Genomic DNA, 25,812 nt, shown 5'->3' with positions numbered 1-25,812 from the left:
GGGGTGGCGACTACTTGTGTTGACCGCGTCGGCTGGGGAATCCGATGCTTTCGAGCACCGCTTCGACGTAGGCTCTCGGGTCGGCGTTCGTCGCGTGGTCGCCCCAGAGCAGCATTTTGTGGATGAGGGCTCCGGCGAGCAGATCCTGCATGATCTCCGGGTCGAGTGAGCGGTCGATCTGGCCGTCTGCTTGGGCTTCGCGGATCTTCGCGGAGAAGGCGTCTCGTCTGGGGGTGAACATCTCCGCGAGGTAGGTCTGTGTGATCGCGTCGCCGTCCGGCCCGAGGGCGACGAGCTGACGGATGAGGTCACGGGCGAATCCGTCATTCAGTGCGGCGGCGGCACGGCGGACGAACTGATCGAGGATCGCTAGCAACGGCCAGTTGGTCCAGTCCTCCAGTCCGGCTTCGGAATCCGCCCGGAACGAGCGCAAGGCGGAGGCGACCAGCGCCTCACGAGTGTCCCACCGGCGGTAGATCGCGGTGCGGCTGGTCTCGGCGCGCTTGGCCACGTGATCAAAGCTCACCGCGGCGCGTCCACCCTCGGCGAAGAGCGCCAGGGCGGCTCGCTCAAGTCGTCGATCGACGTCGGTGCTACGGGGTCTGCCAGCCATGAACCGATCGTCTCACGACTCTTTACGATTACGCTACACAACTGTACCGTAATGGGGGGGTGGTAGCAGCCCTCGTCCCCGATGCAAGGAGAACTCCGATGCAGACCGTTTCCGACACCACCGCATTCATCACCGGCGGAGCCAGTGGTATCGGCCTGGCCATGGCCCGCGCCTTCGCCGCCGAGGGCGCGAGACTGGCGCTGGTCGACCTCGATGGCGAGGGCCTTCGTGAGGCGAAACGTGAGCTGGAGGCAATCACCGAGGTGATCGCGATTTCCCTGGATGTCCGTGACCGTGAGGCGATGGCCGCGGCGGCCGACCGGACGGAGCGGGAACTCGGCCCTGTGCGCATCCTGTGCAACAACGCCGGAGTCGGTAGCGGGATGGGCGGGATGAATCTCGAGACGATGCGCTATGAGCACTGGGACCACACGCTCGGCGTCAATCTGGGCGGTGTCGTCAATGGCATCCAGACCTTCGTGCCGCGCATGGTCGAGCGGGGCGGACCGGCGCATGTCGTCAACACGTCCTCCGGTTCCGGGCTCGCAGTGATCGGCGGTGCCCAATTCATGTACTGCGCCTCAAAGTTTGCCGTGACCGGCTTGTCCGAAGCGATCGGCAGTCTGCTGAAGTTCCACGGGATCGGACTGACGCTGGTGAGCCCGGGCTTCGTGGACACTCGGATCGCTGAGACCACCCGGAAGCTCGACCCGGCTGCGGCTGAGGTCCATGAGATGGACCCGGAGTACAGGGAGAAGCTGGAGCGTTTCGAGGAGCTGTTCGACCCGTTGGGCCAAGACCCCGACGAGGTGGGCACGATGATCTTGGACGCCATCCATCACGGCCGGCTCTACTGTCAGCCCGACCGCCTCATGGCCGAACCCATCCAGGCTCGATGCCAGGCACTTCTCGAGGCCATGCCCCCGGAAACCGAGCGCGACCGCCAGATGGCCGAGATGATCGATAAGACCCGTCAGTAGCGTGCACGGAACCTTGGCCGTGCTCGGTCGCACGTGCCGCTGCCCGCTTCCGATCGGCCAGAAATCTCGATCGCCGGGCATATGGCTGCACATCGTCGCCCACACCGGAGTGGCAGCTGTTCAGTATCGTGACGTCTTCACCGACATTTTTCACAGCGAGTTCGTCGGGACTGATGCACGCTCAGGACACCTCTCCGTGCGGCAGTCCGAGCGATCATCGTGGCGTAGCTGGAGCGCAGCTCCGCGAGGGCAGCTTCCACTCGAAGAACGATTCCCCTCCACGCTCTCCCGCCCTGCGGCGCCTTCGTCGCTCACCGGGCGTCCGCCGTGGCGCTGGGGGTCGATCGGTCGTTACTTTCCCGCCTCGTCGAGTTCGGCCTTGAGGGGGAAGTACCAGTTCATGATCTCGCGCAGGTTGTCCGAGTCCGGTCGCGCCCAGTTGCGCATCAGCTCGCTGGCGAAGGCGATCGCGGTGATCGGGGTCGCACCCGCAGCGGTCATCCGCTCCACGGCCCACCGATGGGATTCCGGGCTGATGCCGCCCACCGCGTCGGTGACCGGATAGACCTCGAAACCCTCGGCACGCATGTCGAGCGTGGGGAACGTCAGGCACACCTCAGTCCAGAGACCGGCCATCACGATCTTGCGGCGACCGGTCGCTCGGATCGCTGCGCGGAAATCGGGATCCTCCCAGGCATTCACTCCGGTGCGGTCGATCTCCTTCACGTCCGGCAGCTCCGACGTGATCGCCTCGGCGGTCGGTTGGTTGACGCCGAGATCCACGCCGACGGTCGAAAGGACGACAGGGACCTGGTATTTCGTCGCGGCCTTCGCCACGGCGAGGACATTGAGGTCGATGCGCTCCTTCGTCGACGAACCGACCGTGCGGTACTGCTCGGGCTGGTAGTCGATCAGGGCGACCGCGCAGTTCTGCGGGGTGAGCAGCCGGTCTGATTCCGGATCGCGGACGAGTTCTTGCTGGGTCTTGGGCATGGCGCCTCCTGGGGACCTGGCCTCGGTCGAGACCTTCAGCCTGTTGCGTCAGCAACAGTTTCAGAGTTCGATGGTGGTGTCCAGACCCGGCGCGGCGACCGGTCGACGTCGACGCACTCCGCGCACCCGACGCACTCCGCGCACCCCGAGGAGGTCGTTCCATGCGCACGCCCGTTCCCGACTACCTCACCGAGATCCTCGAGTCATCGCGGGACGACGGCGAGGGCGCGGTCGCCGACTACATCCCGGTTCTCGAGTCCGCGGACCCGGATCGACTCGCCATCGCCCTGACGACCGTCGAGGGACGGACCTACGCCGCCGGTGACAGCGATGTCGAGTTCTCCATCCAGTCGATGTCGAAGCCCTTCGCCTACGCCGCCGCCCTGACTGACCGCGGCGAGGAACTGGTCGCGGGGAAGGTCGGCGTCGAGCCCTCGGGAGAAGCCTTCAATGAACTATCGCTCGAGACCGGGACCTTCCGCCCGAAGAATCCGATGATCAACGCCGGGGCGATCACCGTCCACCACCTCCTCATCGGGGCGAACGCATCGAGACAGCAGCGGGTGGACCGCGTGCTGGGTTTCTTCTCCACGTTGGCCGACCGGCAATTGTCGATCGACGAGGAGGTCTTCGAATCCGAGATGGCCACCGCCGAACGTAATCTCGCGATCGCCCACATGCTCGCGAACTACGGGATCATCGAGGACGAACCGCATGAGGTGGTCGCAGGCTATACCGCGCAATGCTCGATCAACGTCACCGTCCGGGATGTCGCGATGATGACGGCGACCCTGGCCGCGGGTGGGATTCAGCCGGTGAGCGGTGAGAGGGTCATCGAACGTGATGCAGCCCGCCAGACGTTGTCGGTCATGGCCGCAGCCGGTATGTACGACGCTGCTGGTTCATGGTTCACGGAGGTCGGCATCCCGGCGAAGAGCGGCGTGGCCGGTGGGCTGCTCGGTGCGCTGCCCGGTCAGGTCGGAATCGGATCGTTCTCTCCCCGGCTCGACGAACACGGCAACAGCGTGCGCGGAGTCAAACTCTTCCGTCGGCTCTCCACCGACATGGGCCTGCATCTCATGGAGACCGATCCGTTCAGGTCGATGGTGCTGCGCGGAACCCAGGTCACGGGAGCGACCACGGTCATCCACCTCCAGGGAACCATCGATTTCAGCGGTGCCGAGATCGTTCTGCACCACCTCGACGAATCGACCCCGGCGACCCCAGCCGTCGTCTTCGACATCAGCCGGGTCGACAGCTTCACCGATGTCGGCCGCCGCATGGTGCTCGAAGGTATGCGCCGGCTCAGGACCGACGGAGCGAGGATCGGACTGATCGATTCCGAGCAGAAGCTGCCGGACCCCGACATGGGAGACGGCACCTTCCCCTTCGACGCCGAACGAGCCGATGCGAAACCGATACGGGATCCCGCCCCGTGATCCGCTGCGCACACCGGTGGCGTCGGCGGGCTGGACGATGCCGACGCGATGGCGCAGAGATCGACCACGCTGCGCTCCCTGGCTCCTCGGGTCACTGCTGACGGTCCCCGAGCAGCGGGGTCCACGTCGTCCCGCGGCGCCAGCGCCCGCCGTCCCGGCGCGGACAGGAGGCGACGGATATGCTGAGGGCGGCCCCGACGCGGAAGGACGTCCCGTGACAGCTTCGCCCGAGCAGGTCCGCGTGATGCTGGTCGATGACCACGAGGTGGTCCGTCGCGGCATCGTCACGGTCATCGACGCCCAGGACGGGTTGAGCGTCGTGGGGGAGGCGTCCTCCGTCGCCGAGGCGACGCGGCGTCTGCCCGCGATCCGCCCCGACGTGCTGGTGGTCGACCTGCAGCTGCCCGACGGGACCGGTGTCGACGTGATGAAGGCCGCTCGCAGCGCCGACCCCGAACAGCGGATGCTCGTGCTGACCAGCTTCGACGACGACGCCGCGCTGCGGGAGTCGCGCTCGGCCGGCGCCGCCGGGCTGATGCTGAAGTCCGCGCGGTCCCTGGAGATCGCTGCGGCCATCCGTGCGGTGCACGAGGGGCGGGACGTGTGGCCCGCCGACCATGTCGCCGACGGCCCGGAGCTGTCCGAGTCCGACCAGCGCATCGTCGACCTGATCGGCGACGGGCACTCCAACCGCGAGATCGCCGACGAGCTCGGAATCGCCGAGAAGACCGTCAAGAACCGGGTCACAGTGATCCTGCAGACCTTGGGCATGCAGCGTCGCACCCAGGTCGCCGCGATGGTGGCCGCCCGCCGGCGCGTCGGGTGGAAGCAGGATCCCTCCTGAGCATCCCGGGCCCTGTCGCCCGGTGCTGATCACGCCGGCGGCAGGGTGACGCGCCAGGAGATCATCGTGCCCGGCTCGAGGGTGATCGCGTCGACCCATCCCGAATGACGCCGGGCGCGGCTGGACATGTTCGCCAGCCCGCTGCGCCGCTGGACCGTGGGGTCGATCCCGCGCCCGTTGTCGGAGACGTTGACCTGCACCACGCGGTCCACCCCCTCGCTGAACACGCTCACCGAGACCGCGACGGCGCTGGCGTGGGCGTGCCGTGCGGCGTTGGCCAAGCCCTCCCGCACCACCGCGACCACGTCCTCAGCGATCTCGGAGGGCAGCTCGGCGTCCATCTCCGCCGGATGCGGGGGCAGCCGGAGCGCCGGGACGAACCCCAGCCCGGCGGTGGCCAGCCCCACCTCGTGGCGCAGCTGCTCGGTCAGGGTCGCCTCGGGTCGCTGACGGCGCAGCGACTGCACGATCTGGCGGATCTGCGCGACCGCGTTCTCCACTCCCTGCACGGAGGCGGCGACGGAGGACCGGATCCGCGTGTTCGAGGGCGGCTCCCCGGGGGAGGCCAGGGCATCGGTGAGACCCTCCAGCTCCATCCCTACGGCGAACAGCTCCTGGATGGCGAGGTCGTGCAGGTCGCGGGCGATCCGCCCGCGTTCGTCGTCCAGGTCCCCGGAGACGCCCAGGGTCGGGGCGCGCAGGGTGAGGGCGAGGAGACCGGCCAGGACGTCGAGCCGTTCGCGGTCGGCCGGGGTGAACGGGGTCGAGGTGACGTCGGCGGCGCTGCGCAGCACGACCAGGACCCCCACGCCGTGCTCGGCGGCGTCGATCAGAGCCAGCAGTGCAGGGTGCTCCTGGCCGTCGATCGCGAGGCTGCCGATCTCCTCGAGCGCCGCGGCGTCGGCGTCCTCGAGGGCGCGCCCGGCGGGGGAGTCCGATGCGACGGGCTCCCCGAGCAGGGCCGGGGCATCGGGGCCGTCGACGATCTCGTGCGTCCACGTGCCGACGCCCAAGGGCAGGGCGAGGGCCGCGGTGCGGGCGTCGAGGTCCGTGCGGGCGGAGCGGACCAGCAGGTCCAGCAGGTCCTCGGTGTCGCCGCCGGCGAGCACGGCGCCGACGAGATCCTGGACCCGGGGGCGGTCGGGCCGGGGCGGCGGGATGGTCGTGCTCATCAGCTCTCCTCGAGGCGGGTGCTCGCATTCTCGCCGATGCGGAGCACCGGGACGCCCGCCGGGATCGCCTCGGGACGGTGGGTGACCACCACGACGGTGCTGGCGGCGGGCACGAGGGTCTCATCGGCCGCGTCGAGCAGGGCCCGCAGCAGGTCGTCCCCGCGGGCCGTGTCGAGATGCTCGGTCGGCTCGTCCAGCAGCAGGACAGGACCGCGGCGGATCACCGCCCGGGCCAGCAGCAGCCGGCGTCGTTCTCCCCCGGAGACCGTGGTGCCGTCCGGTCCCAGCAGGGTGTCCAGACCGCGGGGGAGGATCGCGACCCAGTCCGCGAGGCCGACGGCCTCCAGCGCGTCCCGGGCGGTCTCGTCCGTGAGGTCGCCGCGGACCACCTTGAGGTTCTCCCGCAGCGTCGTGGCGAAGACGTGCGCGTCCTCGGCGAACATCGTCACCGCCGAGCGCAGGGGAGCTCCGTCGGTGAGCTCGACGCGGCCGGCCAGCGGATCGAGCAGCCCTGCCAGCGTGGCCAGCAGGGTCGACTTCCCGCTGCCGGAGGGCCCCACCACGGCCAGGCGCGAGCCCGGCGGGAGCTCCAGGTCGAGGCCCGCCACCCGCGCCGCATCCTCGTTCCATCCGGCGCTGAGCCCGGTGGCCCGCAGCGTCGGGGTCGCCGGTTCCGCCCGGGCAGACATGTGGCCTGAGGCCCGATGCGAGGCGCCGTGTCGGTCGTGCGGGGACATGTCTGCGTCCGGTTCCGACCGGGAATGGGCCGGCCGCGGCCCGGCGGGTCCGACGATCTCGGCCAGGCGCTGGGCGGCGGCGCGGGAGCGAGCGTGCTGGGAGGCCGCGGCGGGCAGGGTCGTGGCCGCCTCGAAGGAGGACAGCGGCAGCAGCAGGAGCACCCCGATCTGGCCGGCCGAGGCACCGCCGTCGGTCCAGGCGGCCCCCGCGGCCAGCAGCGAACCGGCGACGGCCAGGACCATCGCCACCGGCACCGCCGCCGAGGCCACGGCGGCCGGCAGCGCGGCCCGGTCCAATGCCGCATCGTGCGCCTGCTGGCCCGAATCCAGCTCCGCCAGCGACTGCTCGAGCCGCCCGTCGACTCGCAGCGCGGTGGCGTCGTCGAGGATCTCCAGCGCCGAGGAGCCCACGGCCGAGCGGGTGGTGACCACGGCCCGTTCGGTGATCCGAGCGGCGCGATAGGCGGCGAGCGGGGCCAGCAGGCTCGCGACCACCAGCGCCACCAGCATGGTCATGGCCGCCAGCAGGGACATGGGGGCGATGGTGGCCACGACGACCACGCCCATGACCGCAGCGACCAGTGCCGGCACCCGTGCCGTGATGATGTGATCGCCGAGTTCCTGGGCGTCGTCGCCGAGGCGGGAGAGCAGATCACCGCGGCGCAGCCGGGTCAGGGCATCGTCGGTGCGAGCGGCCAGGGCTGTGAAGAGGTTCGTGCGCAGGGAGACCACTCCGCGCAGAGCGACGTCATGGATCAGCATGCGGTCCAGCCAACGGAACACGCCGCGGGCGATGCCCAGTGCCCGGACCATCACCACGGCGACCGTCAGGTCCAGCACCGGCGGCATGGTCCAGGCCCTCGTGACCAGGTAGGCGGAGACCGCGGCGAGAGCGAAGGCGGCCGCGAGGGTCGCGCAGGAGGCGAGCACGGCGGCCAGCAGGCGGGCTCGGGGGATCTCCAGGGCGCGTTCGGCGCGGCGCAGCGGGGTGGCGGGAACTCTCATCGGGGCACCTCCGCATCGGTCGGCCTCACCGCGGTGCTCCCCACGGTGGTCGACCCCACCGTGGTCATCCCCACGGCGGCGACGTCGTCGGCGACCTCCACCAGGGGTGAGCGGTGGGCGATCACCAGCACGGTGCGTCCCTGCGCGCGCAGGTCCCCGATCAGGTCGAGCACCACCTGCTCGGCGGCGCCGTCCAGGTGCGCCGTCGGCTCGTCGAGCACCACCAGCGGGGCGGGGGAGAGCAGCGCCCGGGCGAGAGCGAGGCGCTGGCGCTGGCCGAGGGACAGCCCGCTGCCGGCCCGCCCCAGCTGTGCCTCCCAGCCGCGCTCGGCGACCACCGCGTCCAGGCCGGTCGCCGCCGCGACGGCCGTGAGCTCGTCGTGGCCCGCCCCGGGCCGTGCGGCGGCGAGGACCTCGCGCAGCGAACCCGCCGGCAGCACCGGTCGTTGGGGGAGCAGCGCCACCTGGTCCCACAGCTCGCGCCGCCGCAGCGCCCGCACGTCGGTGGCCGTGCCCTCGGCGTCGATCACCTCGGCGCGTCCCTCGTCGGGCTCCAGCAGGCCCAGCAGCACGTGGGCCGCGGTGGTCTTGCCCGCTCCCGAGTGGCCGGTCAGCGCCAGCACGCGCCCGGGGCGGACGGTCAGCTCGGCTCCGGCGGGCGCGTGGCCGTCGCGGGAGCGCACGGAGACTCCGCGCAGGGCGAGGGTCGAGGTGCGCAGGTCCGGGGCGGGGACCGTCCCGTCGGCCATCGGCTGTTCGTCCAGCACCGCGAAGGAGGCGCTGACGGCGGCCAGCCCGTCGGTGGAGGCGTGGTACTGGGATCCGACGTTGCGCAGCGGCAGGTAGACCTCCGGGGCGAGGACGAGGACCGCGAGGGCGGGGGCGAGGTCCATATCGCCGTACACCAGGCGCATGCCGATGCTCACGGCGATCAGGGCGACGCACAGCATGGCCAGCAGTTCGAGCACCATGGAGGAGAGGAAGGCGAACTTCAGCGAGCCCATCGCGGAGGCGCGGTGGCGGTCGCCGAGGGCGTGCACCATCTTCTCCGGGCCCTGCTCCCGGCCCAGCGCCCGTAGCGTCGGCAGCCCGTCGACCAGATCCAGCAGCTGGGTCCACAGCGAGCGCATGTCCGTCAGCAGCTTCTCGGAGCGGCCCACGGTGAGCTTGCCGACCAGCACCATGAACAGCGGCACCAGCGGCAGGGTGATCGCGGCGATGAGCGCGCTGAGCGGGTCGAGGACCCCGATCGTCACCAGGCACAGCGGGGTGACGGTGACCGACAGCATGAGCTGGGGGACGTAGCCGACCAGGTAGGGCCGCAGCTGTTCGACGCCGGTGGTGGCCAGCGCCGTGAGGTCGGCTCCCCGGCCGGCACCTCCGCGCGGTCCCAGAGCCGCCGCATGCGCGACGATGCGGCCCCGCAGCTCCCCGATCGCCTCGGTCGCCGCCCGATGGGCGGTGCGCTGCTCGACCAGGACGGCCACGGCGCGCAGCGCGAGCGCTCCGAGCAGCACGGCCAACAGGCCTGGAGCATCCTGCGGCAGCTCGCGGTGGGTGAGCAGCTGCGCCCCGATCCGGGCGATCACCAGCGCCGTGACGATCACGCACGCGGTCTGGACCAGCCCCAGCAGCACGGTGCGCAGCACGTGGTGGCGGGCGGAGCGGACCTCCCGCACCAGGCGGGGGTCGAGCGGAGCGCGACGGGTGCTCACTCCTGGTCGAACGCCTCGCGGTAGCCCTGCTTCGCCCTCGCCAGCAGCTGGGAGCCGGGGGCGGGGCCCTGCTCGTCGGTGATGCGGTGGCGGAACACCCGGTAGGTCCACACGGTGTAGGCCAGCACGAGCGGGAGCAGGATGGCGGTGGCCACGAGCATCACGGTCAGGGTGTGCTCGCTGGAGGAGGCGTTCGCGACGGTGAGCGAGTTCGCGGGGTCACCGGTCGAGGGCAGCACGAAGGGATACAGCCCGCCGAACAGGGCGACGACCGCTCCGATGATCGCGGTGGCGGTCGCGGCGAAGGCGAGACCCTCCCGACGGCGGCGATTCAGCGGGACGACCGCCACCAGGGAGACGGCCGCGAGCAGCAGCGGCACCCAGGTCCAGCTCGCGTGCGCGTGCGCCAGCTGGTTCCACACGAGGAAGGCGGCGGCGGCCGCGATCGTCGGCCACACCAGGATCCCGGCGCGACGGTTGGCGACCTCCCGCAGCGCCCCGGTGACCTTCAGCGCGAGGTAGAGACTCCCGTGCAGCCAGAACAGCAGGACGAACGTCACCCCGCCGAGCAGCGCGAAGGGGGTCAGCAGGCCCAGCAGTGAGGTGGTCACCCAGTGGTTCTCGTCGATCTCGACGCCGGCGACGATGTTCGCCATCGCCACCCCCCACAGCAGGGCGGGGACGAAGCCGGCGAGCACGTGGACGATGTCCCAGGTGCTCGTCCAGCGGGGGTCGTCGACCTTGTCGCGCCACTTGAAGGCGCACACCCGCACGATCAGCACCAGCAGCAGCAGCAGGAGCGCGAGGTAGAAGCCGGAGAACAGCGTCGCGTACCACTCGGGGAAAGCGGCGAACAGGAGGGCGCCGCCGGTGATGAGGAAGACCTCGTTGCCGTCCCAGACGGGCCCGACGGTCTTCAGGATCGTGCCGCGGGTTCCGGGACCGCGCCGCCAGGAGGCGGCCACGTTCATCTGCACCCCGAAGTCGAATCCCTCCAGCACGAAGTAGCCGAGGAAGAAGAAGGCGACGAGGCCGAACCACAGGGTCTGCAGGGCCGTGGGGTCGATCAGCGAGTCCATGAGCTGCATCCGTCCCTTCTCAGTAGTCGAACGAGAGCGTCGGGGTGTCGAGCTCCTCGGTCTCCGGGTCCCGCTGCGGCAGGGGCACGCCCTTCAGGGCGGCTCTGCGCATCATGAGGAACCAGACCACGGCGAGCACGCCGTAGACGAGGGTGAAGGCCGACAGGGAGGTCGCGACCATCCAGGCCGGGTGGCTGGAGACGCCCTGCATCGTCATCAGCCGGACGGTCGGGTCGTCGGGGTTGGGGTGGACCACCCAGGGCTGGCGGCCCATCTCGGTGAACACCCAACCGGCGGAGTTCGCGAAGAACGGCATCGGGATCGACAGGACGGCGAACCACTGGAAGAGCTTCGATCCCGTGGTCCGCGCGTTCTCGCCCTTGCCGCGGGTCACCCACAGCGCCCAGAGGGCGAGGATCCCGCTGAAGGCCGCCAGGCCCATCATCAACCGGAACGACCAATAGGTGACGAACAGATTGGGGCGGTAGTCCGCGGCGACCTCGTTGCCGTGGATGTCGGTGACGGTCTCGCCGAACTGCTCCTTGTACTGGGCGTTGAGGTCGTTGACGCCCTGCAGCTCCGCATCGAAGGTGTGGGTGGCCAGGAAGGAGGTGACGTAGGGGACCTCGATGAGGTGGGTGACCTCGTCGCATTCGGTCGCGAAGGCGTCCGGGCCGCCGACCGTGAGGATCGAGAAGGAAGCGCCTGTCTCGGTCTCGCACAGCGCCTCGGCAGAGGCCATCTTCATCGGCTGCTGCTTGAACATGATCTGCGCCTGGAAGTCCCCGGAGATCACCAGCACCACGGCGGAGACGAACATCGCGACCACGCCGAAGCGCACGACGGGCCGGAACAGGTCCTTCGCCGCGTGATGGTGGTCGGTGCCCTCGGTGGTCCCCAGGCCGGACTCCCGGGCCTTCCGGTGATGGCGCACCATGTGCCAGGAGGCGATGCCGGTGACGAAGGCGGCCGCGACCAGCCAGGCGCCGGAGACGACGTGGGGGAACGCGGCCAGCGTGGTGACGTTGGTGAGCACCGCGAACAGGGACCCTTCGGACGGGTCGAGCTCGGCGCGTCCGGTCTCGGGATTCAGGCTCGCGCCGACGGGATGCTGCATGAAGGAGTTGGCGGCGACGATGAAGTACGCCGAGGCGGTGGTGCCGACGGCCACGGCCCAGATGGTCAGCAGGTGGATCTTCTCGGGCAGCTTGCCCCAGCCGAAGATCCACAGGCCCAGGAACACGGACTCGAGGAAGAAGGCGGCCAGTCCCTCCAGCGCGAGCGGCGCGCCGAACACGTCGCCGATGTAGCGGGCGTACTCGGACCAGTTCATGCCGAACTGGAACTCCTGGACGATGCCGGTGGCGATGCCGATGCCGAAGTTCACGATCAGCATCGAGCCGAAGAACTTCGTCATCCGCGTCCAGGCGTCCTTGCGCCCGGGGTCCTTCGAGAACACGGCGGTGGTCTGCATGACCGCCACCAGCAGGGACAGTCCGATGGTCAGCGGCACGAAGATGAAGTGGTACACGGTGGTGATGCCGAACTGCCACCGTGCGATGTCCAGGGCTTCCATGGATCCTCCTGGGGGTATGACACGCCGCGATACAACGTAGGCGGTCTCATCGGCGAGCCCCGGGGACCATGGTCCTCCCCGTGCCTGCACGGGTCGAGAGGAGTCCGGGATCCGAGGCCTCCGCGGTCGCAGGAGAGTGCTGTGCCATACTGACGGAGGCACTCTCCTGCCCCGTACCGGGTGGGGGAACCTCCCGGTGTCGCCGCGTCGGGAGCACCGGCAACGCGTGTCCGCGACCGCTGTGCTCCCGCGATCGACATCGCAGCGCTTCCGACCAGGGAGCTGCGCGACGGTGAGGGCCTCAGACTTCCGTCCCCAGGGACGATGACATGCGGGACCAGGGTGCGCTGGTTTCCCGGAAGGAGACGGCCCTATGGCTGACAGCACCCATCTTCCCGAGAACGACTCCTCGGAGCAGAGCCCCACCCCGCCCGTGCGACGTCGGCGACGCGCCGGCGCACCGGCCGGGGCCCCGGTCGCGGCCCCGCCGCCGCAGCCGAGCGAGGACACCGCGCCCGCGGCCCCGCGCACCGTCGTCGCCCCGCAGGGAGAGACCGCCCCCGAGTCCGCCCCGGCCCCCGCGCCCACGCGGGCCCGGCGCCGCGCCGGCGCTCCTGCGGGAGCGCCCGCTGCCGCTGCCGAGCCGTCGCCCCAGGACACCGTGACCGGCGAGGAGGACGTCACCGAGGACGCCCCGGCCGAGCAGACCGCCGAGCAGACCCCCGCCGAGGAGCCGACCGCCGCCGAGGACCAGGGATCCGCCGAAGAGGAGACCCCCGCCGAAGAGCAGACCCCCGCCGAAGAGCAGACCCCCGCCGAAGAGCAGATCGGCGCCGAGGAGCCGGCGCCCATCGAGGAGTCGGGGGAGGACGCCGACGGCAACCCTGTCGTCGATGATCTGCGCGCCCTCGCCTCCGCTCGTGGTGCGAGCGGGACCGACGGCGAGGCCGACGAGGACCGCAGCCGCCGTCGCGAGCAGGTCCAGATGGATTTCGCCTCGCTCCTGTTCCAGGCGCCCACGCCCGCGCCCCGGACCACCGTCGGGGCACACGACGCCCCGGTCGGCTCGGCCGAGCTCTCCTTCGAAGCCGGGGAGGATGCGGAGGACGAGACGTCCTCCGAGGGCTCCGGCAGCTCCGGGGACTCCGAGGAGTCCTCCCCCTCCCGGTCGCGCTCGCGCCGCCGCGGGTCGCGCCGCACCGGGCAGCGCGACCAGGACGACCAGGACCGCTCGGACGAGAGCGCCTCCGAGCTGGACGATGAGAACTCCTCCGATCAGGACGACGAGGACGACTCGGACCGTCCCTCCGGGGGCTCGGGCAGCTCCCGTCGTCGCCGGCGCCGCGGAGGCCGCGGCCGCCGTGGCCGCGGCCGCGGGGACGACGACGAGTCGGACTCCGAGGACGGTTCGGGCTCCGAGTCCGATGCCCGCGAGGGCCGCAGGGGCTCGCACGATGCGCGCCCCGACGGCGAGGACGGAGAGGACTCCGACGGCGAGGACTCCGCGGGCGGCTCCTCGGGCTCGTCCAGCTCCCGTCGTCGTCGCCGCCGCCGCCGCTCCGGGGGAGGCGGCGACAATTCCTCCTCCTCGACGGATGATCCGCCGAACACGGTGGTCAAGGTGCGTGAGGCGCGCGACGAGGTCAAGGCCGTCAAGGGCTCGACCCGGCTCGAGGCCAAGCGCCAGCGTCGACGCGAGGGGCGCGACAACGGCCGCAAGCGCAATGTGATCACCGAGTCGGAGTTCCTCGCTCGCCGCGAGTCCGTCAAGCGTTCGATGGTGGTGCGCGAGCGCCCCGGACGCACCCAGATCGGCGTCCTCGAGGACGACGTGCTGGTCGAGCACTACGTCGCCCAGAAGTCGCAGACCTCGATGGTCGGCAATGTCTACCTGGGCAAGGTCCAGAACGTGCTGCCGTCGATGGAGGCCGCCTTCATCGACATCGGCAAGGGGCGCAACGCCGTGCTGTACGCCGGCGAGGTCAACTGGGACGCCGTCGGCCTCGACGGCCAGCCCCGCCGCATCGAGCTCGCCCTCAAGAGCGGGGACCCGGTGCTGGTCCAGGTCACCAAGGACCCGATCGGCCACAAGGGCGCCCGCCTCACCAGCCAGATCTCCCTGCCGGGCCGGTACGTCGTGTTCGTGCCCGGCGGCTCCATGACCGGCATCTCCCGCAAGCTGCCGGACACCGAGCGCTCGCGTCTGAAGAAACTCATGCGCCAGCTCATCCCTGAGGACGCGGGCGTCATCGTGCGTACCGCCGCCGAGGGGGCGAGCGAGGCGGAGCTGACCCATGACGTCGAGCGCCTGCGCGGCCAGTGGGAGAAGATCCAGAAGGCGCAGAAGGCGAGGTCCGCGCCGGTGGCCCTCTCCCAGGAGCCGGACATCGCGATCAAGGTGGTGCGCGACGTCTTCAACGAGGACTTCACCTCCCTGATCGTCGAGGGCGGCAAGGTCTACGACGAGGTCCACTCCTACGTCGCCGACGTCGCCCCTGACCTGCTCGAGCGCGTCACAGCCCACGTGGGCGAGAAGGACGCGTTCGCCAAGCACCGCATCGACGAGCAGCTGCTGAAGGCGATGGACCGCAAGGTCTACCTGCCCTCGGGCGGCTCGCTGGTGATCGACCGCACCGAGGCCATGACCGTGGTCGACGTGAACACGGGCAAGTTCACCGGCTCCGGCGGCTCTCTCGAGGAGACCGTCACCAAGAACAACCTGGAGGCGGCCGAGGAGATCGTGCGCCAGCTGCGGCTGCGCGACATCGGTGGCATCATCGTCATCGACTTCATCGACATGGTGCTCGAGGCCAACCGGGACCTGGTGCTGCGTCGCCTGGTCGAGTGCCTGGGCCGGGACCGCACCAAGCACCAGGTCGCCGAGGTGACGTCGCTGGGACTGGTGCAGATGACCCGCAAGCGCGTCGGCCAGGGTCTGCTGGAGACCTTCTCCACCACCTGCGAGCACTGCAACGGGCGCGGTCACCACGTCGACATCGACGGGGACCACACGAGCGCAGGCGGCAACGGCGGCCAGGGCGGCGACGACTCCTCGAAGTCCTCGTCCTCCAAGCGCCGCAATCGCCGCTCGCGGGGCGGCGGGGGTGGGAGCAACGGCTCCGCCAAGGAGGGCTCGGACTCCGAGGAGAGCTCGACCGAGGACCCCGCCCAGGACGTCCACCGCCTCGAGGACGACGAGACCAGCCGGGCCCAGGCCCGCGCGACGATCGCGTCCATCGCGGCGGCCTCCGGCAGCCACACCCCCGCCGAGGAATCGGACTCCTCGAACCCGGCGTGATGCGTTCCACAGCATGTGACGGCGTTCTCGCAGGTCGGACCGCTTCTGCTGGTTGACCCGGGGTTCCGCGGACCGTAAGCTGTCCCTCGGCGCAGAACGCGTCGGCGTCGTGTCCCGGTGAGGATCGCGCGACCGCATCTCCCGCCTGCGCCCCCACGGGGGCGCGCAGGACAGGTTGACGGTCGCAGGTCCGCGGTCCCACCGCTGAGGGCGCATGACTCAAGGGCAGATCCGATTCACAAGATGGAGCAGTGACGTGGTGTACGCAATCGTCCGCGCAGGCGGTCGTCAGGAGAAGGTGTCGGTCGGTGACACCATCGTGATCAACCGCGTGGCAGGCGAGGCGGGCGACAGCGTCGATCTCGCTCCCGTGCTGCTGGTTGACGGCGACAAGATCACCTCGGCCCAGGCCGAGCTGGCCAAGGTGAAGGTCTCCGCCGAGAAGGTCGAGGACCTCCGCGGCGACAAGATCCGGATCCTCCGCTACAAGAACAAGACCGGGTACAAGAAGCGCCAGGGCCACCGCCAGGAGCTCACCCGACTGAAGATCACGGGCATCGCCTGAGCGATCCCTTCGAACACAGAGAAGGATTGATTCCAGATGGCATCAAAGAAGGGCGTCAGCTCCTCCAAGAACGGGCGTGACTCGAACGCCCAGCGTCTCGGCGTCAAGCGCTTCGGCGGCCAGGTCGTCGGCGCGGGCGAGATCCTCATCCGCCAGCGCGGCACCAAGGTCCACCCGGGCGACGGCGTGGGCCGCGGCAACGACGACACCCTGTTCGCGCTCACCGCGGGCACGGTCGAGTTCGGCCGCAAGCGCGATCGCCGCGTGGTCAGCGTCGTCGAGACGGTCTGAGCACTCGCCCCGGGCACCCGGGGCACCAGCTGCCTTCGAGGGGCGGAGCCGAACGCTCCGCCCCTCGACGCATATCCCTACTGTGTGGAGGACCCCATGGCCACGTTCGTCGACCGCGTCGAGCTGCAGGTCGCCGGTGGATCGGGCGGCCACGGCGCCGCCTCCATCCGGCGCGAGAAGTTCAAGCCGCTCGCCGGGCCCGACGGGGCCGACGGCGGCCGCGGCGGGGACGTGATCCTCGAGGTCGACGCCTCGACGACCACCTTGCTGACCTACCACCACCGGCCCCACCAACGGGCCACCAGCGGCGGTTTCGGCAAGGGCGACCTGCGCCATGGGGCCCGCGGCGAGGACCTGGTCCTGCGCGTGCCCGACGGCACCGTGGTCACGGACGAGGACGGCACCGTGCTGGCCGACCTGATCGGCATCGGCACCCGATACGTGGCAGCCCGCGGCGGCACCGGCGGTCTCGGCAACGCGGCACTGGCCACCACCAAGCGCAAGGCCCCCGGTTTCGCCCTGCTCGGCGAGCCCGGCCAGGAGCGCACTCTCGTCCTGGAGCTGAAGTCCGTGGCGGACGTCGCCCTGGTGGGTTACCCCAGCGCCGGCAAGTCGTCCCTGATCGCCGCGATGAGCGCCGCCCGGCCCAAGATCGCCGACTATCCCTTCACCACGCTGGTGCCGAATCTCGGTGTGGTCGAGGCGGGTCAGTTCCGCTACACGGTCGCCGATGTGCCGGGCCTGATCCCCGGCGCCAGCCAGGGCAAGGGTCTGGGCCTGGACTTCCTGCGCCACATCGAGCGCTGCCACGTCCTGGTCCATGTCCTGGATGCCGCGTCCCTGGAGTCCTCCCGCGACCCGTTGACCGATCTGGAGACGATCGAGCAGGAGCTGGCCACCTATGCCGGCAGCCTGGACGAGGAGGCCGGGGCGAGGGTGCCGCTGATGGAGCGGCCCACCGTGATCGTGCTGAACAAGACCGATCTGCCCGACGGCACCGACATGGCCGAGATGGTCCGCGAGCGCCTCGCAGAGCGCGAGGTGCCGGTGCTGGAGGTCTCCGCGATCTCCCACAAGGGGCTGCGCGACCTCTCCTTCGTCCTCGGCGAGCTGGTCGATACGGCGCGCACCGAGCTGCCCGAGCCCGAGGTCGCGCCCATCGTGCTGACCCCGGCCGCGGTCGACGCGGAGCAGTTCCGCGTCGTCACCGAGCAGTTCGACGGGGCCACGGCCTACCGAGTCCAGGGTGACAAGCCCGAGCGCTGGGTGCGCCAGACCGACTTCGCCAATGACGAAGCGGTCGGCTTCCTCGCGGACCGCCTGGCGAAGCTGGGGGTGGAGGACCAGCTGCTGAAGGCCGGTGCCGTCGCGGGCTCGACCGTGCTGATCGGGCCGGGCGACGACGCGGTCGTCTTCGACTGGGAGCCGACGATGGTCGGCGGCGCCGAACTGCTGGGCATCCGAGGCACCGATCGGCGGATGGAGGACCACCACCGCCCCACCCGCGACGAGAAGCGCGAGCTGCAGCGGCAGCGCACCGCGGCCCGCATGAACCGAGTCGCCGCGATGGAGGCGGAACGCCGCGCCGGCCATTGGTCGGATCCCTCCCGGGACGACGAGACCCGCGGATCGTGAGCGGCTCCGGCAGCACGGGCGGTGCGGGTCCCCGCCAGCCCTCCCGCATCGCCGCCCGCGGCTCCCTCGCCGGGGCCGCGCGGGTCGTGGTGAAGATCGGCTCCTCGAGCCTGACCGACGACCGGGGTCGACTGGACCAGTCCCGGGTCGCCGACATCGCGGCGACCGCGGCTTCGCTCGCCGCCGGCGGCTCCGAGGTCGTCATCGTCTCCTCGGGGGCGATCGCTGCGGCGCTGGGCCCACTGGGCCTGCCCGAGCGGCCCACCTCCGTGCCACTGCAGCAGGCGGCCGCGAGCGTCGGCCAGGCGCTGCTGGCGACGGCATGGTCGAGCGCCTTCGGCGACCACGGGCGCCGCACCGGTCAGGTGCTGCTGACCGAGTCCGACGTCATCCGCCCCCAGACCTACCGCAACGTGCGCAGCGCCCTGGAGTCGCTGCTGGATCTCGCGGCGATCCCGGTGGTCAACGAGAACGACACCACCGCGACCCACGAGATCCGCTTCGGCGACAACGATCGTCTGGCGGCCCTGGTCGCCCAGCTGCTCGGCGCCGATGCGCTGTTCCTGCTGACCGACGTCGACGCGCTGTACACGGCACCGCCCACGGAGCCGGGCGCCGAGCGGATCGGCCTGGTCGAGGACCCGGCGCGCCTGACCGGGGTGAGCATCGGCTCGGTCGGCTCGAAGGTGGGCACCGGCGGCATGGTCACCAAGCTCTCGGCCGCCCAGCTCGCCTCGACCACCGGCACCGCCGCCCTGCTGACCTCGGCCGGGCAGTTCGCCGCCGCGGCGGCGGGCGAGGACGTCGGCACCTTCTTCCCCGGACAGGAGGGCCGCCGCCGCTCCCGTCTGGTGTGGCTGCGCTTCGCCACCCGCGGCGCCGGCACCCTCACCCTGGACGAAGGGGCGGCCGAGGCCGTGGCCACCCGTCGCCGCTCGCTGCTCGCCGTCGGCATCACCGCCGTGGCGGGCACCTTCCCCGACGGGGTCCCGGTGGACATCGCCCGGCCGGACGGCGCGGTGATCGCCCGCGGTCTGACCTCCTTCAGCAGCGACGAGCTGCGGGCCATGGCGGGCCGCGGCACGCACGAGCTGCGCGAGGTGCTGGGGGAGCGGTTCCGCCGTCCCGCCGTGCACCGTGACCAGCTGGTCGTGCTCTGAGCGGTCGTGCTCTGAGCGGAGTGGTCGTGCTCTGAGCGCTCAGCGGGACCCGAGCAGCTCGCGCTCCGCGGAGGGCTCGGAGCGCGAGGCGCCACGACGCTCCCGGGCGATGCGCACCTTCTCGATCGCCGTGCTGATCACCAGGGCGAGACCCACCCCGAGGAGAACGCCCAGCAGCGGCTGCTCCCGGAAGAGGTAACCTCCGGCCATGCCGATGCCGATGTTGTACAGCGCCCACGCGGTCGCGGCCAGCAGGGCGAAGCCGAGGAACCGCGGTCGGGGATAGCGGATCATGCCCGAGGTGAGTGAGGTGGCCGTGCGGCCACCGGGGATGAAGCGGGCAGTGACGATGATCGCCCCGCCCCGGGTGTGCAGGCCGTTCTCCGCCCAGGTGAGGAGGCGGTCGCCCGCGCGACTGCGGCGGATCCTCCGGGCGATCGGCCCCGCTCCGCGGCCGAGGTGATGCGCCGAGAGATCCCCGGCGACGGCGGCGAGGATCGTCACCGGCACCAGGATCCACGCGCTGGGCGCGTCCTGCACGACGGCATACGCGCCCGCGGTGATCACCACCGTCTCGCCCGGGAAGATCGGCAGCACGGAGGCCCCGGCGACCACCGCGAACAGGAGCACGTACAGCCACGGCGATGACATGACCACCTCGACCAGGTGCAGCACGGATTCCATGGGCGCTCACAGTACGCAGTCAACCCGGGCGACTGCTGGGCGGACGCCCCGGGCCGGCTGGACGTGCTCCTCGTAGACTCGGCGCCATGAACTCATCCGTGTCCGCCGCCGTGCTCGCCGCCACCCGCGCCGCGAAGGACGCGCAGCCGGTGCTCGCCCGCCTGCACCGCGAGGCCAAGGACGACCTGCTGCTGGCGATGGCCGAGGCCCTGGTCGAACGGGCCGGCGAGATCGTCGACGCCAACGTCCGGGATCTCGAGGCCGCCGATGCCGCGGGCATCGAGCCGGGCCTGCGCGACCGCCTCGTCCTGGATCCCGAGCGGGTCGCGGCGATCGCCCAGCAGCTGCGCGACGCCGCCGCCCTGCCCGACCCGGTCGGCGAGGTGATCCGCGGCTCGGTGCTGTCCAACGGCCTGGAGCTGCGTCAGGTCCGCGTCCCGCTCGGCGTGATCGGCATGGTCTACGAGGCTCGTCCGAACGTGACGGTCGACGCCGCAGGGCTCGCCGTGAAATCCGGCAATGCGGTGGTGCTGCGCGGCGGCTCCGCGGCCCTGCACTCCAACACCGCGCTCATCGCGGTGCTGCGCTCGGTGCTCGCGGATCAGGGGCTGCCCGAGGACCTGATCGTCGGCATCGACGAGCACGGGCGCGAGGGCGTGGACGCCCTGATGCGAGCCCGCGGGGCGGTCGACGTGCTGATCCCGCGCGGCGGCGCCGGCCTCATCCGCCGCATCGTCGAGAACTCCCTGGTCCCGGTGATCGAGACCGGCACCGGGACCACGCACGTCCTGATCGATGCGAGCGCGGACCTCGAACAGGCCGAGGGGATCGTCGTGAACTCCAAGACCCAACGAGTGGGGGTCTGCAACGCCCTGGAGACCCTGCTGGTCCACCGCGAGATCGCCGACCGGGCCCTGCCCCGGATCGCCGCCCGCCTAACCGGGGCCGGGGTGCGCCTGCACACCGATGCGGCCGCGCAGGAGATCCTCGAGGGGGCCGGGACCCCCGCCGAGGTGATCGCGGCCACCGCCGAGGACTGGGACGCGGAGTACCTCGCCCTCGAGCTGGCGGTGGCGGTCGTCGACGATCTCGATGCGGCGCTGGAGCACATCCGCGCCCACTCCAGCGGGCACACCGAATCCATCCTCACCCGGGACCTGCTCTCCCAGCAGCGGTTCCTGGCCGAGGTCGACTCCGCCGTGGTCATGGCCAACGCCTCCACGCGCTTCTCCGACGGCGGGGAGTTCGGCTTCGGCGCGGAGATCGGCATCTCCACCCAGAAGCTCCATGCCCGCGGACCCATGGGACTGACGGAGCTGACCTCCGCCAAGTGGTTGGTGGTGGGCCAGGGCCATGTCCGTCCGTGACTGCGTCCGTCCGTGACTGCGCTCCCCATCACGGCCGGGGGTCCGTGACCTCGGCCCCTGCTGTGGGATGATGGGACGGTCACTCGAGGAAAGGCCCCCACGAACATGATCGACCAGCTCATGATCCTCGCCGAGACCGGCGAACACGCCACCGGCGGCGTCACCCCGCCCATGGTCGGCATCGGCATCTTCATCATCCTGATGATCCTGCTCGGCTTCACCTACCTCACCGGGGGGACGCACCAGCGCAAGCAGGGGAAGTCCGACAAGCACGGCGACGACTGATCGGCGTGGAGCAGCAGCGACGCCGGATCGGCGTGATGGGCGGGACCTTCGATCCCATCCACCACGGCCACCTCGTCGCCGCCAGCGAGGTCCAGAGCGTCTTCGGCCTGGACGAGGTGGTGTTCGTGCCCACCGGGCGTCCGTGGCAGAAGGCCTCTCGCGAGATCTCCGACCCGGAGCACCGGTACCTGATGACCGTGGTGGCCACCGCCGCGAACCCGGTGTTCACCGTCTCGCGCGTCGACGTCGACCGGCCGGGCTCCACCTATACGATCGACACGCTCCGGGACCTGCACGAGCAGCAGCCCGCCGCGGACCTGTTCTTCATCACCGGCGCCGACGCCCTGCAGTCCATCCTGACCTGGAAGGACTCCGAGGAGATCTTCTCCCTTGCGCACTTCGTGGGCGTCACCCGTCCCGGGCACGAGCTGGACACCTCCGGTCTGCCGGCCGACGGGGTCACCCTCATCGAGGTCCCCGCCATGGCGATCAGCTCCACCGACTGCCGGGTACGGGTCGCCGCCGGTGAACCCGTCTGGTACCTGGTGCCCGACGGCGTGGTCCAATACATCAACAAGTACGCCCTCTACACAGGAGGTGACGGCGATGACTGAGCCCGACACCACCCCACGGCGCGGCCGGCGTGCCCGAGCGCTGAGCCCCGAGGAGAGTGCCGCTCTGGACGAGACCCGCACCGCGGAACCGGCCGTGCGGGGCGCCGTGGCCCCGCCGTCGGCCGACGCCCCCGTGCCCACCCTGCGCAAGTTCGGCCGCCGCGCTCGCATCATCGAGCTCAGCGAGGACCCGACGAGCACCGCCCCGGGCGGTGAGTCGGCCACGGAGAGGACGACGGAGCTGAGCGGCGCCTCGAACGCCGAACCGACCACGACCCCGGACACGACACGCACCGCGGGCGACCGCGACCACGACGGCGTCGAGCTGGGGGAGCTGGCGGTCACCGACGCCCCCGAGCCCCGCCCGGCCCCGCGCTTCGACGGCAAGGTGCTGCATCGGCCCGAGCGGTCCGGCAGCCGCCCGTTGCTGTGGACCGTGTGGGCGCTGATCGCCGTGGCCCTGATCGTGCTGGTCATCCTGCTGCTGACCGGCGTGCTCGGCCCCGATGCGGCCTCCGCCCTGGGGGCGGGCGCCCCCGACCTGTTCGTCGACCACCCCCTGCTGGAGGAACCGATCGCGTGAGTGCTCCCGAAGAATCCCTCGACCTCGCCCGTGTGGCCGGCCAGGCGGCCGCCGACACTCTCGCCGAGGAGGTGATCGGCCTCGACGTCTCCGAACAGGTGGTGATCACCGACGTGTTCCTGGTCTGCAGCGGGGACTCCGAGCGCCAGGTCTCGGCCATCGTCGACGGCGTCGAGAAGGCGCTGCTGACCGAGCGCCGGCGCAAGCCGCTGCGCCGGGAGGGCGAGCGGGACGCCCGCTGGGTGCTGCTGGACTACGGCGACATCGTCGTGCACGTCCAGCATGCCGAGGATCGTGCCTTCTACGCGCTCGAGCGGCTCTGGCGGGACGCCCCGGTCCTGGACCTGCAGATCGACGAGGGCACCCCGGCGTGAGGTCCTCGCACGCCCCGGGCGGCCACGTGCGCACCCGGCTGATCCTGGTGCGCCACGGGCAGACGGAGTACAACCGCCAGGGGAGGCTCCAGGGCCAGGTCGACATCCCCTTGAACGAGGCCGGGACCCGGCAGGCCGCGGTGCTCGCCGCCACGGTCGCCGAGAACCCGCCGGACCTGATCGTCTCCTCGCCGCTGGAGCGGGCCCACGACACCGCGCAGATCCTGGCGGAGGTCTGCGGTCTCGACGTGGGGACCGATGCGGCCTTCCTCGAGCGCGGATTCGGGCAGTGGGAGGGACTGCGCGGCGAGGAGATCCGACGCCACTGGCCGGCGGAGCACGCCGACTGGCGCGCCCACCGCCCCGTGACGGGACTGGGCGTCGAGGCCCGGCCCGCCGTCGGCGAACGGGTCGCCACCGCCTGCCGTCAGCTGGTCGCCGAGAACATCGGCGGGACCGTGATGGTGGTCGCCCACGGCGCCGCGATCACCCTCGGGATCACCACCCTGCTGGGACTGGACGCCGACGATTTCCGCGGCATCGCGGGCCTGGAGAACTGTCACCGCTCGGTGCTCGAGCCCCTGACCTCGGACACCACGGGACATCTCATGAGGTTGGTGTCACACAACCTCGCCCCGGATTTCCTCTGACCCGGGCCTCGATGTAATATCGACGAGTCGCCTGCTGAGGGGCGGCACCCGGTACGGGGCTATGGCGCAGTTGGTAGCGCGCTTCCATGGCATGGAAGAGGTCAGGGGTTCGAATCCCCTTAGCTCCACTCGAGAAACCGTGAGACAGTGACTCGTCAGAAGGGCCCCGCCGCGAGGCGGGGCCCTTCTGCTGTCACGGGTCAGCGTCCCCGCACCAGGAACAGCGGTGCGGCGAGGGCGAGCACCACGCCCCCGACGGCGATCGCGAGTGCGGTGGAGACCCCGGTGGCGAGCACCCCGAGCACCACCGATCCCAGCGATCCGGCCGGCTGCATCGCCATCGAGGCCAAGGACAGCACCGTGGCGCGGTGCGGGCCGGCGACCGGACGATGCAGCAGCGACTCGTGGGCCACCCCGGCGGCCCTGTGCACCAGGGCCCGCAGCACCCGGGAACCCGTGAGCAGGCCGATCCCCTCTCGCACCGCGACCGCGGTGTCCCGCACGGGGGAGAGGGGACGACAGCGGTTCCGCAGCGGCTCGTGCATGAACAGCCCCGTCGCCACGATCTGTGCGACTGAAGGCGAGGTACGAGGACAGGGCGAGAGTCGCCGCGAGCGCGAACAGCGGCCGTCGGCCGAGGGTGTCGGCGAGTCCACCCGTCGGCAGCTCGAGCGACAGCACCACGATGCCCTGGACGGCGAGGGCGGCTCCCATCTCGGCGACCGTCATACCGCGATGCAGCGGCAGCAGGGCCATCACCGGGATCACGAGGCCCGTGGGCAGCCACCGCAGCACGGTCAGCAGCAGGGATCGCCGGCGCAGGCTCACCGGGAGCGGGGCATGGGCAGCGCCAGCACGTGCAGCGACGTCGCCGCGCCGTCGCTGCGCAGCATCTCGAGCAGTCGCAGGCGGATCGGGACGGGGGGGAGAGGCTTGAGGGTCTCGACGTCGTCGACGACGCGGTGGGTCATGGGCATGCGAGCACCCCACGACCGCAAAGAACCATTGCAGTGGAGTCTTTGCGGTCGTGGGGATGAGGGGCCGAGACGGCCGTTCAGCCCTCGCTGTCCAGCTGGGTCATGGCCTCGGCGGGGTAGCGGTCGCCGCGGGCCGCGCCGACGGGCAGGGCCGCATCGATCCGGGCCAGGTCCGTCTCGGTCAGATGCACGTCGGTGCTGGCGAGCATCGAGGTCACCTGGTCGACGCGGCGGGAGCCCACGATCGGCACGATGTCCTCTCCGCGCGCGGCCACCCAGGCGATCGCGAGCTGCGCCATGGTCGCGCCCTGCGCGGCGGCTATGCCCTGGATCTGCTCCAGCAGTGCGCGATTGCGCTCGAGGTTCTCCCCCTGGAAGCGGGGGAAGGCCTGCCGGGCGCCGCCGGTGCGACCGGCGACCAGACCATGGGCCAGCACGCCGTAGGCGGTCATGCCGATCCCCAGCTCGCGGCAGGTGGCCAGGATCCCGCTGTCCTCGATGTCGCGGGTCAGCAGGGAGTACTCGATCTGCAGGTCGCTGATCGGGGCGATGGCCGCGGCCCGACGGATGGTCGCGGGGCCCACCTCGCTGAGGCCGATGTGGCGCACGTAGCCCGCCTCGACGAGCTCCTGGACGGCGCCGATGGTCTCCTCGATCGGCACCTCCGGGTCCAGGCGTGCGGGCCGGTAGATGTCGAGGTGGTCCACGCCGAGACGGCGCAGCGAATAGGCGAGGGAGGACTTCACGTGCTCGGGACGGGTGTCGAATCCGGCGGGCATGCCCTCGGGGGTGACGGTGGCGCCGAACTTCACCGAGAGCACGGCGTCGTCCCGGGAGCGCTCGCGCAGGGCGCGGCCGATGAGCATCTCGTTGTGGCCGGCCCCGTAGAAGTCCCCGGTGTCGATGAGGGTGCCGCCGGCGTCGAGATAGGCGTGCAGCACGCGGAGGCTCTCGGCGTCGTCGGTGGGGCCGTAGACCCCGGACAGGCTCATGGCCCCCAGTCCCGGGGAGGTGACGATCGGCCCGGTCGTCCCGAGGCGGCGGGTGGTGGGTCGGTGCGTGGACTGTTCTGTGGTGGTCATGGCGACCAGCCTGCGCGCCGAGCGGCGACGGGACGAGGCCCGGAGCATCGGGGGAGAGCCTCTCCCTGGATGCGGCGGGCGCGGGGGAGCAGGA

At 71.0% G+C, this 25,812-nt stretch carries 25 protein-coding genes and 1 tRNA gene; 15 read left to right on the top strand and 11 right to left on the bottom strand.

The window, feature by feature from the left end:
* Window positions 1-10 precede the first annotated feature (10 nt).
* The gene (locus tag BH708_RS05165; protein ID WP_076807141.1) at window positions 11-613 is read right to left on the bottom strand and encodes a TetR/AcrR family transcriptional regulator; all 603 of its coding nucleotides are present in this window, start codon (window positions 611-613) and stop codon (window positions 11-13) included.
* Between the two features lie 98 nt (window positions 614-711).
* Between BH708_RS05165 and BH708_RS05160 the strand changes: the two genes are divergently transcribed.
* Window positions 712-1,593 (top strand): SDR family oxidoreductase, encoded by an 882-nt coding sequence (locus BH708_RS05160; protein WP_076807139.1) that lies wholly within the window; start codon window positions 712-714, stop codon window positions 1,591-1,593.
* A gap of 351 nt (window positions 1,594-1,944) precedes the next feature.
* On the opposite strand, the gene BH708_RS05155 is transcribed toward BH708_RS05160, so the two are convergent.
* The gene (locus BH708_RS05155) at window positions 1,945-2,586 is read right to left on the bottom strand and encodes an isochorismatase family protein (RefSeq protein WP_076807138.1); all 642 of its coding nucleotides are present in this window, start codon (window positions 2,584-2,586) and stop codon (window positions 1,945-1,947) included.
* A 161-nt stretch (window positions 2,587-2,747) separates the two neighbouring features.
* Here BH708_RS05155 and BH708_RS05150 point away from each other — a divergent pair, with 161 nt between their 5' ends.
* Together BH708_RS05150 and BH708_RS05145 are read left to right on the top strand one after the other, a co-directional pair.
* Window positions 2,748-4,025: a glutaminase gene (locus tag BH708_RS05150; RefSeq protein ID WP_076807137.1), complete on the top strand. Its 1,278-nt coding sequence runs from the start codon at window positions 2,748-2,750 to the stop codon at window positions 4,023-4,025.
* A 244-nt stretch (window positions 4,026-4,269) separates the two neighbouring features.
* Window positions 4,270-4,869 carry a response regulator transcription factor gene (locus BH708_RS05145; protein WP_076810830.1) on the top strand — a complete coding sequence of 200 codons (600 nt, stop codon included), beginning with the start codon at window positions 4,270-4,272 and terminating at the stop codon, window positions 4,867-4,869.
* A gap of 29 nt (window positions 4,870-4,898) precedes the next feature.
* Here BH708_RS05145 and BH708_RS05140 read toward each other — a convergent pair whose 3' ends face one another.
* Genes BH708_RS05140 through BH708_RS05120 form a run of 5 tightly spaced genes read right to left on the bottom strand, consistent with a single transcriptional unit; the run spans window position 4,899 to window position 12,153 of the window.
* Window positions 4,899-6,041, bottom strand: coding sequence for a sensor histidine kinase (locus tag BH708_RS05140; RefSeq protein WP_076807135.1), 1,143 nt, complete (start codon window positions 6,039-6,041; stop codon window positions 4,899-4,901).
* Window positions 6,041-7,783, bottom strand: a complete 1,743-nt coding sequence (cydC, locus tag BH708_RS05135; RefSeq protein ID WP_076807133.1) for a thiol reductant ABC exporter subunit CydC — start codon at window positions 7,781-7,783, stop codon at window positions 6,041-6,043. The genes BH708_RS05140 and cydC overlap by 1 nt, the downstream gene beginning before the upstream one ends.
* Window positions 7,780-9,498, bottom strand: a complete 1,719-nt coding sequence (cydD, locus tag BH708_RS05130; RefSeq protein ID WP_157235762.1) for a thiol reductant ABC exporter subunit CydD — start codon at window positions 9,496-9,498, stop codon at window positions 7,780-7,782. Before cydD ends, cydC begins: the two co-directional genes overlap by 4 nt.
* A complete protein-coding gene (gene cydB, locus BH708_RS05125; RefSeq protein WP_076810828.1) occupies window positions 9,495-10,577 on the bottom strand; it encodes a cytochrome d ubiquinol oxidase subunit II in 1,083 nt (360 codons plus the stop codon). Before cydB ends, cydD begins: the two co-directional genes overlap by 4 nt.
* A gap of 19 nt (window positions 10,578-10,596) precedes the next feature.
* On the bottom strand, window positions 10,597-12,153 hold the full coding sequence (locus tag BH708_RS05120; protein ID WP_076807131.1) for a cytochrome ubiquinol oxidase subunit I: 1,557 nt from the start codon (window positions 12,151-12,153) through the stop codon (window positions 10,597-10,599).
* A 373-nt stretch (window positions 12,154-12,526) separates the two neighbouring features.
* On the opposite strand from BH708_RS05120, the gene BH708_RS05115 reads away from it, so the two are divergent.
* The 5 genes from BH708_RS05115 to proB all read left to right on the top strand — a co-directional run bounded on the left by BH708_RS05115 (window position 12,527) and on the right by proB (window position 19,102).
* Complete coding sequence (locus tag BH708_RS05115; protein ID WP_076807130.1) at window positions 12,527-15,451, top strand: Rne/Rng family ribonuclease; 2,925 nt, start codon at window positions 12,527-12,529, stop codon at window positions 15,449-15,451.
* Window positions 15,452-15,707: 256 nt separating this feature from the next.
* Window positions 15,708-16,016, top strand: coding sequence for a 50S ribosomal protein L21 (gene rplU / locus BH708_RS05110; protein WP_172805741.1), 309 nt, complete (start codon window positions 15,708-15,710; stop codon window positions 16,014-16,016).
* A 36-nt stretch (window positions 16,017-16,052) separates the two neighbouring features.
* A complete protein-coding gene (rpmA, locus tag BH708_RS05105; RefSeq protein WP_076807126.1) occupies window positions 16,053-16,307 on the top strand; it encodes a 50S ribosomal protein L27 in 255 nt (84 codons plus the stop codon).
* 96 nt (window positions 16,308-16,403) lie between these two features.
* Window positions 16,404-17,942 carry a GTPase ObgE gene (obgE, locus tag BH708_RS05100; protein WP_076807124.1) on the top strand — a complete coding sequence of 513 codons (1,539 nt, stop codon included), beginning with the start codon at window positions 16,404-16,406 and terminating at the stop codon, window positions 17,940-17,942.
* Window positions 17,939-19,102: a glutamate 5-kinase gene (proB, locus tag BH708_RS05095; RefSeq protein ID WP_083713301.1), complete on the top strand. Its 1,164-nt coding sequence runs from the start codon at window positions 17,939-17,941 to the stop codon at window positions 19,100-19,102. The genes obgE and proB overlap by 4 nt, the downstream gene beginning before the upstream one ends.
* Before the next feature lie 39 nt (window positions 19,103-19,141).
* Here the strand turns inward: proB and BH708_RS05090 are convergent, their stop codons facing one another.
* Window positions 19,142-19,786 (bottom strand): DedA family protein, encoded by a 645-nt coding sequence (locus BH708_RS05090; RefSeq protein ID WP_076807123.1) that lies wholly within the window; start codon window positions 19,784-19,786, stop codon window positions 19,142-19,144.
* A gap of 86 nt (window positions 19,787-19,872) precedes the next feature.
* Here BH708_RS05090 and BH708_RS05085 point away from each other — a divergent pair, with 86 nt between their 5' ends.
* The 7 genes from BH708_RS05085 to BH708_RS05055 all read left to right on the top strand — a co-directional run bounded on the left by BH708_RS05085 (window position 19,873) and on the right by BH708_RS05055 (window position 23,787).
* Complete coding sequence (locus BH708_RS05085) at window positions 19,873-21,153, top strand: glutamate-5-semialdehyde dehydrogenase (protein WP_076807121.1); 1,281 nt, start codon at window positions 19,873-19,875, stop codon at window positions 21,151-21,153.
* 105 nt (window positions 21,154-21,258) lie between these two features.
* On the top strand, window positions 21,259-21,438 hold the full coding sequence (locus BH708_RS05080) for a hypothetical protein (RefSeq protein WP_076807119.1): 180 nt from the start codon (window positions 21,259-21,261) through the stop codon (window positions 21,436-21,438).
* Window positions 21,439-21,443: 5 nt separating this feature from the next.
* On the top strand, window positions 21,444-22,052 hold the full coding sequence (gene nadD / locus BH708_RS05075) for a nicotinate-nucleotide adenylyltransferase (protein ID WP_076807118.1): 609 nt from the start codon (window positions 21,444-21,446) through the stop codon (window positions 22,050-22,052).
* Window positions 22,045-22,635: a hypothetical protein gene (locus BH708_RS05070; protein ID WP_076807116.1), complete on the top strand. Its 591-nt coding sequence runs from the start codon at window positions 22,045-22,047 to the stop codon at window positions 22,633-22,635. Before nadD ends, BH708_RS05070 begins: the two co-directional genes overlap by 8 nt.
* On the top strand, window positions 22,632-23,009 hold the full coding sequence (rsfS, locus tag BH708_RS05065) for a ribosome silencing factor (RefSeq protein ID WP_076807114.1): 378 nt from the start codon (window positions 22,632-22,634) through the stop codon (window positions 23,007-23,009). Before BH708_RS05070 ends, rsfS begins: the two co-directional genes overlap by 4 nt.
* Window positions 23,006-23,659 (top strand): histidine phosphatase family protein, encoded by a 654-nt coding sequence (locus tag BH708_RS05060; RefSeq protein WP_083713300.1) that lies wholly within the window; start codon window positions 23,006-23,008, stop codon window positions 23,657-23,659. The genes rsfS and BH708_RS05060 overlap by 4 nt, the downstream gene beginning before the upstream one ends.
* Before the next feature lie 55 nt (window positions 23,660-23,714).
* A tRNA-Ala gene (locus tag BH708_RS05055) sits at window positions 23,715-23,787 on the top strand.
* Between the two features lie 72 nt (window positions 23,788-23,859).
* On the opposite strand, the gene BH708_RS05050 is transcribed toward BH708_RS05055, so the two are convergent.
* From BH708_RS05050 to BH708_RS05045, 3 genes are all read right to left on the bottom strand, one after another.
* A complete protein-coding gene (locus BH708_RS05050; RefSeq protein ID WP_076807113.1) occupies window positions 23,860-24,162 on the bottom strand; it encodes a hypothetical protein in 303 nt (100 codons plus the stop codon).
* Window positions 24,163-24,483: 321 nt separating this feature from the next.
* Window positions 24,484-24,636 (bottom strand): hypothetical protein, encoded by a 153-nt coding sequence (locus BH708_RS19750; RefSeq protein WP_157235759.1) that lies wholly within the window; start codon window positions 24,634-24,636, stop codon window positions 24,484-24,486.
* A 77-nt stretch (window positions 24,637-24,713) separates the two neighbouring features.
* Window positions 24,714-25,718, bottom strand: a complete 1,005-nt coding sequence (locus BH708_RS05045) for an aldo/keto reductase (protein ID WP_076810823.1) — start codon at window positions 25,716-25,718, stop codon at window positions 24,714-24,716.
* Between the last annotated feature and the right edge of the window lie 94 nt (window positions 25,719-25,812).

The sequence above is a fragment of the Brachybacterium sp. P6-10-X1 genome (assembly GCF_001969445.1).
GTDB lineage: Bacteria > Actinomycetota > Actinomycetes > Actinomycetales > Dermabacteraceae > Brachybacterium.
The sequence above is the reverse complement of the archived record's forward strand: the minus strand, read 5'-3'. Positions and strand labels throughout refer to the sequence as shown.